Raw genomic sequence first — 14,875 nt, forward strand, 5'->3', positions numbered from 1 at the left:
GTGATCGCGTCCGTCTTCAAGCAAGTGTTGTGTCACGCTCCCGTGAGTCTAGCAAGCGGTCGTCCATGACCGCTGCCGGCAGCTCGATCAGCCGCGGCGCCTCGGTGAACAGCAGCGCCGCCGAGACCTCGCGTCCCGGATAGAGCGGCTGAAGCAGCGCGCGATAAATTGCGAGCTGCAGAACATAGGCTTGCGGCACTTCGGCGAGCGTAGCTGGCGCTGGTCGATTGGTCTTGTAGTCGACGATCGAAACCTTGTCCGGCGTTACCGCCAACCGGTCGATCTTGCCGGAAATCGAGCGCAGTTTGCCCCTTACCTCCAGGCTGCCCATGATGGCGACTTCGGCGCGCGAGTTTGGCGCAAACAACGGCGCGAAGCGGCTGTCGGCAAGAATTCTGAAAACGCCAGCCAGGGCCTTGTCGCGCTCGTCGTCGGGCCATGCCGCGCCGGCTCTTGCCAGATAGCGTTCGGCGGCATCCCGGCGTGTTCCCTCGGCGATGCCGGGCAGCATCTGCAGCAATTTGTGCAGCGCCAGCCCGCGCACGACGGCCAAGCCGGGTTCGGCGTCGGCATCCAGTACCGGCGAACGCGTGTCGGCCACCGCTTGCCGCGCCTCGTCGATCAGCACCGAGGCGCCGGACGGCGAGAGCGGCCGCGGCAATTCCTCGAAGGGCGGCAGAGACTGGAACAGGGTTTCAGGCAGTGGTGCAAAGCGTTCCGCCTGTCGTGCCTCATTCACTGCCGCCAGTGGCATGGGCGGCAGTTTCGTCACCTGGAAACGATGCACGGTCTCGCCAGTGGCGGGATGCCGGTGTTCTTCGCTCTCCGCGGCACCGACCAGTGCGCGGCTGACGATCGAATGCCAGGTACCGGTATTCGGCGCCCGTTTGCCATGGTAGCCGCAGACGATCAGCCGATCCTCGGCGCGGGTCATGCCGACATAGAGCAGCCGGCGGTATTCGTCGTCGGCGAGCTCGCGGGCGCGGGCCGATGCGGCGCGTGAAAACCCATTTGCGACATCGCTGGCCGAACGCCAGAGATAGCCCTTGCCCTCCCAGCAGTCGCCCGAGCCTTCGAACGGCATCAATCTCGGCAGATGCTGGTCACTGAACGGCGCGGAGCCGCCATCGACAAGGAATACCACCGGCGCCTCCAGGCCTTTGGCGGCATGCACGGTCATGACGCGAACCTCGTCGCGGGTCTGGTCCATTTCGCGCTTGATCTCGGGGCCGGCGTTTTCCAACGTCGACAGGAAGGATTCCAGTCCCGGCAGGCCGGTCCGCTCCTCGGCCAGGCAGAAATTCAGGAATTCGTCGAGGACGTCGCCGGCCTCCGGCCCGAGCCGCGCGATCATCTTCTTGCGCAGGCCGTCGCGGGCGAGAGCTGCAGCATAGAATTCGAACACCGGCTTGAATGCGGCCTCGTTCGACCATGTGCCGAGCCGGCTGACGACGGCGGCCAACGCCTCACTTTCGCCGGCATGCCGGCGCAGCGAGGCGATCAGCGAGACGCCCGATGGCCTCTCCGCAGCAAGCGCGAAAAGCTGCTCTTCCGAGACATCGAAGATCGGGCTGCGCAGCACGGCGGCCAGCGACAGATCGTCCTCGGGCTGGATGAGAAAATGACCGAGTGCGATCAGGTCCTTCACCGCGATATGGCCAGGCAGGCTGAGCCGGTCGGCGCCGGCCACCGGGATGTCGCGGCGCTTCAACGCCCGTGTCAGCGCATGGACGAAGCGGTCGCGCTTGCGCACCAGCACCAGCACGTCGCCGGGCCGGAGTTTCTTGCCACGCCCTTCGATGACCTCGCCGCCGCCGATCCAGCCGGCAATGGTCGCTGCAACGTTTTCGGCAACGCGCACCGCCGGTGCGTGGGCGTGATCCACCGCTTGCGTCCAGTCGTCCGGTTCGTCGACGACGTCGGCGCCGAGCGAGGGCCAGACGTCGACATAGCCCGGCGCATCGTTGCGGATCGCCTTGTGGTCGAGCGGATCGGGATCGTGGCTGATGCCGCGCCGCACGTTCGGGTCAGCAAAGACACGATCCACCGCCGCAAGCACGTCGTCGGTCGAGCGAAACGACCAGGTTAGCTTGAGATCGGCGAAGGCGGCGGCGGCGGATCTGACTTTGCCGGCAAACAAAAGCCGGCTGTCGGCAAAGGAGTCCGGGGCGGCTCCCTGGAAGGAATAGATCGACTGCTTTTCGTCGCCGACCGCAAAGATGGTGCGGTGGACGGCGTCGCGTGCGCCGAGCCCGGCAAAGAACTCCTCCGCCAGCCGCTTGACTACCTCCCACTGGTCGGGACTGGTGTCCTGCGCCTCGTCGAGGAGGATGTGGTCGATGCCCTGGTCGAGCTTGTACTGCACCCATGGGCCGGCGTCGGGCCGCGCCAGTAGATGGACCGTGCGGGTGATCAGGTCGTTGAAGTCGAGGAAGCCGCGCGCGCGCTTCAATTGCTCGTAGCGGGCGATCAGCCAGTCGGCGATGGTCAGCGCCGCACGCGTGCCTTCCAGCATCCTGAACAAGGCCAGCCTGTCGGAGATTTCGAGAATGGCGTCGACCGCCGCCAGATATCGTTCGGCAAGATCGGGCAACCGGTGAAGCAATGCCCTTTTAAACGTCTTTGCCGGATCGTAAGGCTCGCCGTCGGCCCTCAGGAAAGCCTTGGAGAGCAAATTCAGGCGACGTACCGGATGCTCCTCGGCAAAGGCAAGGCGGGCGTATGGCAGCAGATTGTTCAGCAGGATGCGCGCATCGGCGGCCTCGGCTGCCCGTGAAAAGGTGACGAGATAATCCGGCAGGAAGCCGGGCAGCGGCCAGACCGAGGCGGCTATACCTTCGGCCGTCTGGCCGGCGCGGAAATGGAACTCGTCGAACAGCGCCTGAAAACCATCGCCGCCGGCCGCGGCGATGAACGCACGCAAACCATCGCGCTTGCGCACGATCTCGGCCAACAGTGCGTCGAGCCCATGCTCGCCGCCGCGCTCCAGCACGGTGGCGAAGGCCTCGGACAATGCCGCATCGCCTGCAACGCCGCCCGAAATCATGTCGCGGCGGGCGGCGGCAAACAGCGAAGCCTCCATTTGCGGATCGAGCATTTCGAAATGCGCAGGGATATTGGCTTCCAGCGGGAACTGATGCAGCACCGATTCGCAGAAGGCGTGGATGGTCTGGATCTTCAGCCCGCCCGGTGTTTCCAGCGCCCCGGCAAACAACCGCCGCGCCCGGCGCATGGTTTCGCGGTCGGGCTGGCGGCCGTCCAGCGCCTCTATCCGTGTCGAGAGCTCGGCATCGCCCAGGGCCGTCCATTGCGACAGCGTCGAAAACACCCGGTTCGACATGTTGGCGGCGGCGGCACGCGTATAGGTCAGGCACAGGATCTTGGACGGATCGGTGCCGCGCAGCAACAGCCGGATAACGCGCTGGGCGAGTACATGGGTCTTGCCCGATCCGGCATTGGCCGACACCCAGGCGGAATTGCGCGGGTCGGACGCGCTTGCCTGGCTCGCGGCAGTGTCGCTTGGAATGGGGTAGGCCTTTTTCATGCCTCCCCTCCCTCGTCATCGGCGTCGCCGCCGGCGGACCATTCGAGCACGCGGGCGAGATGGTCGTAGTCGCCGTCGGTCTCGCCCTCGCGGAACGGCAGCGCCCGCGACAGATAGCCGGTCGCCGGGTCGGCGTAGTGGATCAGCAGTTTTTCCAGCCGCGCCCACGCTTCTTCGGCGAGATCGGCGGCGGTTCGCGGCTTGCGGTTGTATTCGAGGATGGATTCCTCGAACACTTCGCCATTCGGCCTCAGCCGCACGAAGGCCAGTTGCGACGGCTCGCATGCGCCAAGCTCCTTGAAAGCGCCGCGCCTGAGCAGCGCGCCCTCGAGTGCCAGTTGCGGCGCGAGCAGCGTGTGCGCCTGTGCTTTGGATGGCGAGGAGCCGGTCTTGTAATCGAGGATGTCGGCCATGCCGCCGGCCAGCAGATCGATGCGATCGGCATAGCCGGACAGGGTCACACCGGATCGGCCCACACCGGTCTTTTCGGCGCGTTCCTCGGCGTACCGCCGTGCCACGGCTGCGGCCCGGCCGCGCTCCCATTCGATGATGCCGGCGGCAAGCTTTTCGAAGCGTGGCCACCACACCGCCTCGACATCGGCCGGCAGCGCCGCCTCGGCAAAGCAGGAGCGGCCGGCGGCGATGAGCCCGTCCAGCGCCTCCGGCGCGCGCGGGTCGGCCACCCTCGCCGAGAAGAGGTGCAGAATTGCGTGAAACAACGTGCCACGCTCGGCAGCGCCCGGATCGCGAATGACCGGATCGAGCGGCATCAGGCCGAGTATCCTTCTGGCATAGACCGCATAGGGATCGCGGCGCAGCGTTTCGATCTCGGTGACCGAGAAGTGGTGCGGCCGCGCGGCGAGCGGCGGTTTCGGCTGCGGCCGCGGCGCAAAGTCCTGCTTTTCGCCGGCATCGAGCACACGCGCCCAGGCAAGCAGTTCGTCGCCGCGCCGGCGAAGTGCAGCAGCGTGGTCCTCGCCGACGAATGTAAGGATGCGCTGCAGCCAGCGCGAAGGTACCGACGGTGCATCGCCGGAGCGGCCGGAGCGAGCCAGCACCACTTTTTTGGCGCCCATGGCCATCTGGAAATCATGGGCGGCAAGGCCGATGCGCCGCTCGGGCGGTTCAAGATCGATGCCGGTCTTCATCAGCCGCGACATGAAGCGGTCGCTCTCCGGCTTGCGCGGCCACACGCCTTCGTTGAGCCCGCCGACGACCAGCGTGTCGACATCCTGAAGCCGCGCTTCCAGCACACCCCAGATGGCGATGTTCCTGTCGGTGCCCTGCGCCGGCTTGACCGTCTCGGGCGCGATCAGCGCCTCCATCACGTCAGGCCATTCGTCAGCGGCGAAGGAGAACGACACCGAGGCCGCGACCAGCCCGCGCAAGAGCTCGGCGAGCTTTTCGCCGGCATCGCCCGCATAGAGTTCGCTCGGGCTGCCGTCAGCGGCGCGGCCGAGACTTTCGAGCGCAACGACGCTGGCGCGCACAAGGGTGGCAAGATCGGCATTCTCGTCGCCGCGAAAAGCAACCAGCGGCGCCAGCGCGGCCGTTAGCCGGATCAGCAGGTCGCGCGCCTGTTCGATGCGCCTGACCGAAAGCCGTGGCCACCAGAAGGGTGGGCGGCGATTGCCGCTGCCGTCGAATTCGAGGAGCCGGGTGTCGAAGAGCTGCGGCAGCGACGCCACGTCCGGACGCCCTGAGCCACCGCGCAGCGCCACAAGTTCGACGATTTCGGCCGCATGGCGCACGCTTGCCCGCTCCAGGCCGAGGCCAAGCAGGGGATGCTTGAGCAGCGACAGCAGGGCAACGGGGTCGCCCGGGCGGAAGGCTGCCTGAAGCGCCAGCCTGAGCAGGCTTGCGGCTGGTGTGTTGATCAGCGGCGTGCCGCCGGAATCGTCGGCGGCAACGCCGAAGCGCAGCAGCTCGACTGAGACGCGCCGCGCCAGAGCGCGGTCGCCGGTGACGAGTGCGGCGCGCTGGCCGGGCCGTTCGACAGCCTGTTTGAGCGCGACGGCGATCGCCACGGCTTCGTCGCGTTCGCTGGCGGCTTCGAGAAGCGTCACCTCGGCGAAGGCCTCGGCAATATCGCCGGCCCTAAAGCGGGCGCGCGTCTCGGCCCAGAGCTCGGTGGTCTCCGCCGGGCGTAGCGCTTCGCCGACAAGTGCGGCGCGCAGCGCAAGCGGTCGCGGCGCAACAGCAATCTCCTCGACATCGGCGCGCGGCACGCCGATCTTGCCGATCAACTTTGCCAGGCCGTATTGCGGGTGGCCAAGCACGGCTGGGCGCGCGCCCGGTGCGGTGATCGCGGCAAAGGACGGCTCATCCAACGCCAGGTCGAGCCCGGGCAGCACAACGGCGCCATTGGGCAGGCCGGCGATCACGGCAAGCAGCTCGGCCGTGGCGGGAATGGAGCCGGTGGAACCGGCGGCGATCACCGGTCCGGCCGGCGGATTGCGCTTCAGCCGCGCCGCCTCCAGCCTTATCAGGGCATTGCGATGCGCGGCCGGATTGGAACGATGGCGTTCCTCGAGCAGGTTCGGCCAGTTCTCCGTCACGATGGTCAGGAAGTCGAGTGTCACCTGCCACCAGCCTGCAAGATTGCCGGTTACAAGGTCGGCGAGCCTTGCCCAATCCGTGCCTTCGGTGTCGATCTCATCCATCAGGCGTGCAAGGTCGCGCGCCAGCCAGATGGCGTCGGCGGCGGAGGCCGGTATGACGATCTCCTCGTCGAACAATGCCGCGACATGTGCCGGCAGGCGGCGTTTCCACGCCCGCACCAGCGGCGCAAGCAGCAGAAGACGCTCGACCACGGCGATCGGCGGCGCAAGGTCGATGGCGACCGAACCTCCTGCCTCGAAGGCGGCTTCATCCTCATCGAACTCACCAAGCGGGCGGATGACCGGCAGGATCGCCGAGCGGCTTCCCGAGCGCGAGAGAGCATCGACGAAGACGCCGCGAAGCGCCCGCGCCGCACGGCGCGTCGGCACATAGATGGTGAGATCGGCCAGCGCCAGCGGATCGCCGTCATAGGCGAAGCCGGGAACCAAGCGCCCCGCAAGCAGCGCCTCGGCCAGCGTCGGCAGGAACGGCGCTCCGGGCGGGATCGAGAAAACGCGGCGGGAGCCGCTCATTTCGACTCGGGAAGAGCGCCGGGTGCCTCACCGACAGCATTGGGCGTGCCGGCAAGCGCGGCGGCGACCGCTGCTTCCGCCCGCGGGATCGCGTCAGGTGTGCCGACAGTAATCCAGTGACCCTGCATTTTCAGGCCGAACAGGCGCCCGGCGGCGATTGCCGCATCGAAATAGGCGTTGAGAGAGTGTGGACCGGCCGGCGCATCCTTGAAGATGCGCGGATGGACGATTGCGGCGCCGGCATAGATCAGGCCGGCCGGATCGTTGTTCGCACGCCGCAAGGCGCCGTCCGGCGCCATCAGGAAATCGGTGCCGCCGCTATGTCCGGTTGCCGACTGGAGATCCGCAAGCATCAGCAGAATGTCCATTGTCGCGCCCTCCCATGCAAGGGCAAGTCGCCTGAGATTGGAAACGCCGCTGTCGATCCAGAAGGTGTCGGCGTTGAGCACATAGAAGGGCGCCCCTAACCTGGGCAATGCCTTGACGATACCACCGGCGGAGTCAAGCAAGCCCCTACTCTCATCCGAGATGACGATTCTCGGCGCACTGCGGCGGGCTACATGGTCCACGATCTGTTGCGGGAGGTAATGGACGTTGACGACGGCCTTGGCGACGCCGGCTCCGGCTAGGCAGTCCAGCCCCCAGTCGAGCAATGTCTTGCCGGCGATCTTGACCAGCGGCTTCGGCATGGTGTCGGTGATCGGCCGCATGCGCTTGCCGAGCCCGGCGGCGAGCACCATGGCGGTCGTCGGCATCGGCTGCTCATCCGCCGCCTTCAGGCCCAAATCCTTAGCCGTCAAATCGAGCGTTCCTCCAGGAAGCCGTGGGCGATGTAGAAATCCTGCAGCCCGGCCAGCGCCGGATGCGCCAGTGCCCGGCGAAGATAGTCGCGGATGCGCGGCAGATGCTTCAGATAATAAGGCTTGCCGTCGCGTTTTTCGAGCCGCACGAAGATGCCGAGGATCTTGGAATTGCGCTGTGCGGCCATGATTGCATAGCTTTCGCGGAATTCGTTCTCATCGAAGGCACCGGCAGCACGTCGCGCGGCGATGTAGGCGGCGAGCGTGTGCTTTTCGATTTCAGGTGAGATGGTGACGCGCGCGTCCATGGCGAGCGAGGCGACGTCGTAGGCTGACGGACCGATCAGCGCATCCTGGACATCGACGACGCCGAGACGGTCGTGACCGAAACGGTCAGCGCGCCAGATCAGGTTGGGCGAATGAAAGTCGCGCAGCATCAGCGTGTATTCGCGCCCCTCGAGCCGATCGACCACCGCACTCCATTCGCTGCGATAACCGGCGCGCAACGCCTCGCTTGGCGAAGCGCCTGATATCGCCGGGACATACCAGTCGACCAGCAATTCGGCCTCGATCATCATGGCGTCGCGGTCGAAAGGCGGCACGTCGTGGAAGACGCCGGGGCCGGCCTGCATGCGGGCCGGCCATGTTTTGCCGTGCATCATGGCAAGCAGTTCGGCCGCCGCCGCATAACGCGCGGCCACCGGCTGGCCGCGCTTGTCGAGGAAGCCTTGGGAACCGAGATGCTCCAGCAGAAGAAAACCCTGGTCGAGATCCTGGGCATGAATTTCCGGGACGCTGACGCCGCCGGCCCGCAAGGCCCGGTCGATGGCGACGAACGCCGAAACGGATTGCGCGGTGTGAGCGATCTCGGCATAGGGTTTGCCGTCGCGGACTGGCGGTCCGAGCACCAGCCTTGGCGAGTTCATCAGCACGCGCGGCGGAAATCCGGCGAGCGTGACGATCTCGTAGGAGCGAGCCGAGGCATCACCGATGAAATATCGTCGCTGCGCTTCGCCCCAACCGGCCTGCCCGAGAAAATCGCGCATTGCCAGCGATCGCGCCGCGCGCTCGAAGGCGGCGCCCTCTCCCGATAGTCTCGCCAGTCGGCCGTCGCCCTGCTGGAGAAGTTCGACCAGCACCGAGGTTTTCGGCAGATATGCCTCTGCCCGCTCCGGCCATTCGACCAGCGCGGCGCCTTGCGTCAGCGCCTCGTCGAAGCCCAGCTCGTCCAGCTCGGATGCCGTGCCCAAGCGGTAGAGATCGAAATGATGAACCGGCACACGCGCGTCGTAGCTCTGGACCAGCGTGAAGGTCGGGCTCGGCACGTCGAGCCCGGCATCGTCGGCCAGTGCCCTGATCAGCGCCCGTGCCAAGGTCGATTTGCCGGCGCCGAGATCGCCCTTGAGGGCGAGCACGTCGCCGACGCGCAGCGACATGGCGAGATCCTCGCCGAACCTTGCCGTCGCAGCCTCGTCGGCGAGAAAACGCTCCAGCACCAATACCGCCATCGAACGCGCTACTCGGCCGCCGCGCGGATGCCGGACGGCGTGTCGGGAAAGGCGCAAACAACCGTGGTGCCCTTATCCCTGCCGGTCTCGATGCGGACGCTGCCGCCATGCAGTTCGACAAAGCTCTTGACGATCGACAGGCCGAGCCCGGCGCCACGGCGGCGGCCGCCATTGGTGCGCGGCTCGAAGCGCCGGAACACTGAGTCAAGCAGGTCCGGCGGCATGCCGGGGCCGTCATCGTGAACGGAAAATTCCACGCCGTCGGCAAGTTGGCGGCAGGCGAGCGTTATGGTGCTCGCCTCCGGCGCGTAATTGGCGGCATTGCTGAGCAGATTGAAGAGGATCTGGCGGACGCGGATCTCGTCGCCGTGGAAGGTTTTCGGCGCGGCCGCCGCGTCGATCCTGAGCTTGATCGCATGTTCCTCCAGCCGGTCGGCGACCAGTTCGGCGGCAGCCGTAATGGTTCGATCGATGTGAACTTCGGAAATGTCGAGTTCCATGATGCCGGCATCCACCGTCGCCAGGTCGAGGATGTCGTTGACGATGGTGAGCAGGACCGAGGAGGACGAGCCGACATGCCCGATATATTCGCGTTGCTTCTGGTTCAGCGGACCAGTCGACGGCAGTGAAAGAAGCTCGGTAAAGCCGATGATGTTAGTGAGTGGCGAGCGCAGCTCATAGGAGACGTGCTGCACGAATTCGTTCTTGATCTGGTCGGACTTTTGCAGCGCCTCATTCTTGTCCTTCAGCGCCCGCTCGACATTGACGCTGTCGGTAACGTCGACGAAGGTCATCATCACCTGGCCGTTGGGCAAAGGGATGACGGCGTAGCGCAAAACGGTGCCGTTGTTCAATTCGGTTTGGCCGTGGCGGTCGCGGCGCTCGTCGTCGAAGCCGGTGATGGCGGCAACGAACCCGCCCCACGGACTGTCGACGGCACGGCGGTCGCAAAGGTCGCGGATCGTCGAGACATGGACGTTGGGTTTTGAGGCATCGGCATCCAGCCCCCACAATGCCGCGAACGCCGGGTTCGACAGTCTCAGCCTGCCGTCGGGGCCGAACACAGCGACGCCTTCGGCGAGGTTGTCGAGCGTCTCGCCCTGGACCCGGACGGCGGTCTGGTAGCGGCTTTCAAGGTCCATCTTCTCGGTCAGGTTCTCGAACACCCAGGTGACGCCGCCCTTGGGCTGCGGATTGGCGACGACGCGAATGGTCTTGCCGTCCGGCAGATGCCACCAATGCTCCTGCGATTCAACCGCGCGGTAAGCGCCGAGCAGGCTCTCTTTCCAGCGCCGCCATTCGGGCTGCTCGGCGATCTTGCCTTCGCTGCGCAGGCGGTCGAGCAGCAAGGCGTTGTCCGGCGCGCTGTGCAGGAAGCCGCTGTCGAGGCCCCATAGTTTCTGGAACGCCTGATTGAAAAACCGCAATTTCTCGTCGGTGTCGAAAATCGCCACGGCGGTGTTGAGCTGATCGAGCGTGTCGGCGTGGCTCTGCATGGTCCGCTCATATTCGGCGCGAATGGCCTCGATAGCGCTGATGTCGCAGGCAAGACCAGCCGAACCATCCGCCCCGGCAAAATCGGTCACGGCAAACATACGGCGGTCGCCTTCGATGACCGTGGAGAGCGTCTGTTCAAAGACCGCGCGCGACCTGTGCTGCGCAGCGATCGTGTCGCGCGCCTGGCCGCCGAGGAATTCCTTGCCATCGCGGACCGCCGCTTCGGCATTCTCGGCCTCGACCGCTTCGGCATAGGCGCGGTTGACCCATTTCAGCCGCCCGTCGACAGTACGCAGCCATGACGGCATCTTGAGCGCATCCAGAAGACCGATCAGCGTCTCATGGTCGGCAGCTAAGCGCTGGTTCTCGATCTTCAGCCTGGCCTGGCTTCGCTGTGTCTCCGAAAGCGAGACGAAGCGAACCAGCACATGCGCCGCACTCTTGCGGCCGTGAACCTCGAGCGGCTGGCCGGCCTGCGATTCGATGACCAGATCGAACGGCTTTGCCTTGTCCCGCAGTGCCGCGACGGCATGTTCGAGTGCAGCCGCCGAACGCGGCATCAGCCAGCGGCCGAAAGCCAGGAAGGCCGCCCGGTCCTCCGGCGCGCCGCTCTCGATCGGCAATGTCCCGACAAGCTCGGGCTTCTTGTTCTCGGCCGCCCATACCACCACGCGCTGATCGCGGGAATGGAGCAGCGCCTCCGAGCGCTGCAGCGCGGCATTGACGTCGGCGATACGGGTCCTGAGCTCGGCATTTTCCGCCGCGGTGCGCGCCCGTTCGCGGATCAGAAAGATGGCCGACAGCAATGCCGCCCCCATGACGCCGACGAACATGGCGAGTTGCATGACCTCGACCGTGCTGACCGACAGCCCGGCCTTTTGCGCCACGCGGGTTTGGGCATGTGCAGTAAAGCCAAGCAGCGGACCAACCAGCGCGGAAGAAGCAAGCAGCACCCCGACACGGCTGCCGGCGCGCCATAGAAGGCTGCCGCCTCTGGCAGCGGAGCCCGTGATCGAATCGTTATGGCCGCCGGAAACGGCCTGTCCCGCGCAAGGCGGGTTATCCCCCGGCATGTCTTGGTCCTCTTCGCCGCCTGAATGCAAGACCGCCCTGATGCGTGCGCCCGGGCCTCGTCCCCGGACCGCGAATCAGCACCATAGCGCTTGCGCGAATCGGCGTGAAGAATCAATCAGCGCAAAAATAAAGCCGGGCGAAAAGTCAATCGCCCGGCTTCAATATCTAGTGGCAAGTTTCGCCGTGGTTAATAGCGGTAGTGTTCCGGCTTGAACGGTCCCTGCGGAGTGACGCCGATATAGGCGGCCTGTTCGCCGGACAGTTCGGTCAGGCGGGCACCGAGCTTGTCGAGATGCAGGCGCGCGACCTTTTCGTCGAGATGCTTCGGCAGGACATAGACCTGGTTCTCGTACTGGCCGGGCTTGGTGTACAGCTCGATCTGGGCCAACACCTGATTGGTGAAGGACGCCGACATGACGAAGCTCGGGTGGCCGGTAGCGTTGCCGAGGTTGAGCAGGCGGCCTTCCGACAAAAGGATCATCCGCTTGCCGTCCGGGAAGGTGATCATATCCACCTGAGGCTTGATGTTGGTCCATTTCAGGTTGCGCAGCGAGGCCACCTGGATCTCGTTGTCGAAGTGACCGATGTTGCCGACGATCACCATGTCCTTCATCAGGCGCATGTGGTCGAGGGTAACGACGTCCTTGTTGCCGGTGGTGGTGATGACGATGTCGGCCGTCGGCGCCGCGTCTTCGAGCGTGACCACCTCGAAACCGTCCATCGCCGCCTGCAGCGCGCAGATCGGATCGACCTCGGTGACCTTGACGCGGGCGCCGGCGCCCTTGAGCGAAGCCGACGAGCCCTTGCCGACGTCGCCATAGCCGCAGACAACCGCGACCTTGCCAGCCATCATCGTGTCGGTGCCCCGGCGAATGCCGTCGACAAGCGATTCCTTGCAGCCATATTTGTTGTCGAATTTCGACTTGGTGACGGAATCATTGACGTTGATCGCCGGGAACGGCAGCAGGCCTTTTTTCTGCAACTGATAGAGCCGGTTGACGCCGGTCGTCGTCTCTTCGGTGACGCCGCGGATCGCTTCCTTCTGCTTGGTGAAGAAGCCGGGCGATGCCTGCATGCGCTTCTTGATCTGGGCAAACAGGATCTCTTCCTCTTCGCTGCCCGGATTGGACAGCACATCCTCGCCGGCCTCGGCGCGGGCGCCGATCAGGATGTACATGGTGGCATCGCCACCGTCATCGAGGATCATGTTGGAGGTGCCGCCATCGGCCCACTGGAAGATCTTGTCGGTGTAGACCCAATAATCCTCCAGCGTCTCGCCCTTGACGGCAAACACCGGAATTCCGGCCTCGGCAATGGCCGCGGCAGCGTGGTCCTGGGTCGAGAAGATGTTGCAGGAAGCCCAGCGGATGTCGGCGCCGAGCGCTTTCAGCGTTTCGATCAGCACCGCCGTCTGGATGGTCATGTGCAGCGAACCGGTGATGCGCGCGCCCTTGAGCGGCTTCTTGTCGCCGAATTCCTCGCGGCAGGCCATCAGGCCGGGCATTTCGGTTTCGGCGATCTCGATCTCCTTGCGGCCCCAGCCGGCAAGCGCGATGTCAGCGACCACATAGTCCTTGCTACCCGTCATGGCAGTGCTCCGATGCGAATTGATTGCGGGACGCGCCCGCCCCGAAGGCATTTCGGAGGGCGCGAGTTGCCGGCCTGACTAGCAGATCGGGAGTGGGACGACAATGGGATATAAAGAAATCTTTATCCGTGCATGTCTTCAGCGGCGGCGGCCATGAGAGCGCGCAGAAGGGGTGCTGTCCAAGGTGGCCGTCCCTCAGACCTCAAATCGGCAACACTTTCAAAGCCGGAAACAAAAACCCGCCTCGGCGGGCGGGTCTTCGGGGCCAATTGGCACCATAGCGAAATTAGTAGCATAGCTGCCGGCACAAAGCAAGAACAAAATACGCGACGGTCGCGCAAAAATGCGATTTCCTTCACCGCCGCAAGGTTGCGCCCGAACATGCCGTAGCAGGTGCCGTCGGCGAAGCCGTCAGCACTCCTCGCCGAAACGGGAAGCAACCAGTTGCTCCAGCGCATCGATGACCTCTTCGGCCTCCGGGCCGGTGGCGGTGACGCGTATCGAATAACCGGGGCTCGCCGCCAGCATCATCAGGCCCATGATCGAGGTGCCGCCGACCTTGACGCCGTCCTTCTCGACCTGGACCGTGGCGTTGAAGCCGCTGGCGATTTGAACGAACTTGGCCGAGGCGCGCGCATGCAGGCCGCGCTGGTTGACGATTGGAAAGTCGCGAACGATCTTGTCCTTTTCCGGCAACAGCGCGCTCATTTGCTGCTCAGGAGTTGACTGGCGACATTGATGTATTTGCGGCCGGCAGCCTGCGCCTCATCCAGCGCGGCCGTCATGTTGTCGCCCTTGCGAACGCTGGACAGCTTGATCAGCATCGGCAGGTTCATGCCGGCAATGACCTCGATACGCCCGGATTCCATCACGGAAATGGCGAGGTTAGAGGGCGTGCCGCCGAACATGTCGGTCAAAACGATGACGCCTGATCCCGTATCGACGCGGCCGACTGCCTCGATAATGTCGCGGCGGCGCTGTTCCATATCGTCGTCGGCACCGATCGCCACGGTCTCGAAATTGTCTTGTGGCCCAACGACATGTTCCACGGCATTGCGGAACTCGGCGGCCAGTTGACCGTGCGTTACAAGCACGAGTCCGATCATTCTTTGGTGGCTCCCGTCATCGCCGCTTCACAGGCGCATTTTATGCTCGCCGACCGTTCCAGGTGGCGGGAGCGCTATCTTGTCGACGCAAGGCCCGTTGACAAGCCCAAAATTGCGCCGGCCCAAGCCAATTTGACGCATTGCAGCAAAAAATCGAAATCGGATCACAGGAAAGGCGCAATCGACAGGCGCGACATCACTGCCGGCAAGGCCGCCGCTACATTGCGCCCGGCAAGATCGATGCGCGGCACTGGTACGCCGACAACGAGTTCGCAGCAGTCTTCCTGGAAGCGGGCCATTTTGCCGGCTGGCACCAGCCGGATAATGAGGTCGATCACGCAGCTTGGCTCGAACCGTATCGGTTTGGGGCCGAATCCCGGGACCTCGACGAGGCCGGCTATGCTGGCTGGTGCGCGGCAGACCAGCCGCCCGTCGCAATCTGCAGCATAGAGCTGGTCATCGCCGATCAGCCGGGAAAACAGCCCACGCTGGCTGCAATGATCGATCAAGGCGAGCGCCAGCGTCGTCTTGCCCAAGCCGGACGGTCCGGTGATGAGAATGCCGCGATCACCTATCATGATCGCGGTGCCGTGAATATTTTCAGGCTGCACAATAGGACCAGGC

The 14,875-nt window shown here is 64.9% G+C and carries 8 protein-coding genes and 1 pseudogene; all 9 read right to left on the reverse strand.

Going from position 1 to position 14,875, the window contains the following annotated elements; translation table 11 throughout:
* Nucleotides 1–32: 32 nt before the first annotated feature.
* The 9 genes and pseudogenes from addA to NKH67_RS16370 all read right to left on the reverse strand — a co-directional run bounded on the left by addA (nucleotide 33) and on the right by NKH67_RS16370 (nucleotide 14,862).
* Nucleotides 33–3,544, reverse strand: a pseudogene (gene addA / locus NKH67_RS16330) (double-strand break repair helicase AddA).
* Nucleotides 3,541–6,678, reverse strand: coding sequence for a double-strand break repair protein AddB (addB, locus tag NKH67_RS16335; RefSeq protein WP_352871940.1), 3,138 nt, complete (start codon nucleotides 6,676–6,678; stop codon nucleotides 3,541–3,543). The pseudogene addA and the gene addB overlap by 4 nt, the downstream one beginning before the upstream one ends.
* A complete protein-coding gene (locus NKH67_RS16340; RefSeq protein WP_353031402.1) occupies nucleotides 6,675–7,418 on the reverse strand; it encodes a nucleotidyltransferase family protein in 744 nt (247 codons plus the stop codon). The genes addB and NKH67_RS16340 overlap by 4 nt, the downstream gene beginning before the upstream one ends.
* Before the next feature lie 56 nt (nucleotides 7,419–7,474).
* Entirely contained in the window at nucleotides 7,475–8,986 is a 1,512-nt protein-coding gene (gene tsaE, locus NKH67_RS16345) for a tRNA (adenosine(37)-N6)-threonylcarbamoyltransferase complex ATPase subunit type 1 TsaE (protein WP_352871944.1), read from the reverse strand.
* Between the two features lie 8 nt (nucleotides 8,987–8,994).
* Nucleotides 8,995–11,556: a sensor histidine kinase gene (locus tag NKH67_RS16350; RefSeq protein ID WP_352539990.1), complete on the reverse strand. Its 2,562-nt coding sequence runs from the start codon at nucleotides 11,554–11,556 to the stop codon at nucleotides 8,995–8,997.
* A 188-nt stretch (nucleotides 11,557–11,744) separates the two neighbouring features.
* On the reverse strand, nucleotides 11,745–13,145 hold the full coding sequence (gene ahcY, locus NKH67_RS16355) for an adenosylhomocysteinase (protein WP_023677552.1): 1,401 nt from the start codon (nucleotides 13,143–13,145) through the stop codon (nucleotides 11,745–11,747).
* Nucleotides 13,146–13,556: 411 nt separating this feature from the next.
* Complete coding sequence (locus NKH67_RS16360; RefSeq protein WP_023677551.1) at nucleotides 13,557–13,853, reverse strand: HPr family phosphocarrier protein; 297 nt, start codon at nucleotides 13,851–13,853, stop codon at nucleotides 13,557–13,559.
* Nucleotides 13,850–14,251 (reverse strand): PTS sugar transporter subunit IIA, encoded by a 402-nt coding sequence (locus NKH67_RS16365; RefSeq protein WP_023677550.1) that lies wholly within the window; start codon nucleotides 14,249–14,251, stop codon nucleotides 13,850–13,852. The genes NKH67_RS16360 and NKH67_RS16365 overlap by 4 nt, the downstream gene beginning before the upstream one ends.
* Nucleotides 14,252–14,415: 164 nt before the next feature.
* Entirely contained in the window at nucleotides 14,416–14,862 is a 447-nt protein-coding gene (locus NKH67_RS16370) for an HPr kinase/phosphorylase (protein ID WP_353031297.1), read from the reverse strand.
* Nucleotides 14,863–14,875 lie beyond the last annotated feature (13 nt).

The organism is Mesorhizobium sp. M0968 (assembly GCF_040319065.1).
In the GTDB taxonomy this organism is placed as follows: domain Bacteria; phylum Pseudomonadota; class Alphaproteobacteria; order Rhizobiales; family Rhizobiaceae; genus Mesorhizobium.

Coding starts and splice junctions, on each gene's coding strand:
- addB (WP_352871940.1), bottom strand. CDS start 6,678: ATGAGCGGCTCCCGCCGCGTTTTCTCGATCCCGCCCGGAGCGCCGTTC.
- NKH67_RS16340 (WP_353031402.1), bottom strand. CDS start 7,418: ATGGTGCTCGCCGCCGGGCTCGGCAAGCGCATGCGGCCGATCACCGAC.
- tsaE (WP_352871944.1), bottom strand. CDS start 8,986: ATGGCGGTATTGGTGCTGGAGCGTTTTCTCGCCGACGAGGCTGCGACG.
- NKH67_RS16350 (WP_352539990.1), bottom strand. CDS start 11,556: ATGCCGGGGGATAACCCGCCTTGCGCGGGACAGGCCGTTTCCGGCGGC.
- ahcY (WP_023677552.1), bottom strand. CDS start 13,145: ATGACGGGTAGCAAGGACTATGTGGTCGCTGACATCGCGCTTGCCGGC.
- NKH67_RS16360 (WP_023677551.1), bottom strand. CDS start 13,853: ATGAGCGCGCTGTTGCCGGAAAAGGACAAGATCGTTCGCGACTTTCCA.
- NKH67_RS16365 (WP_023677550.1), bottom strand. CDS start 14,251: ATGATCGGACTCGTGCTTGTAACGCACGGTCAACTGGCCGCCGAGTTC.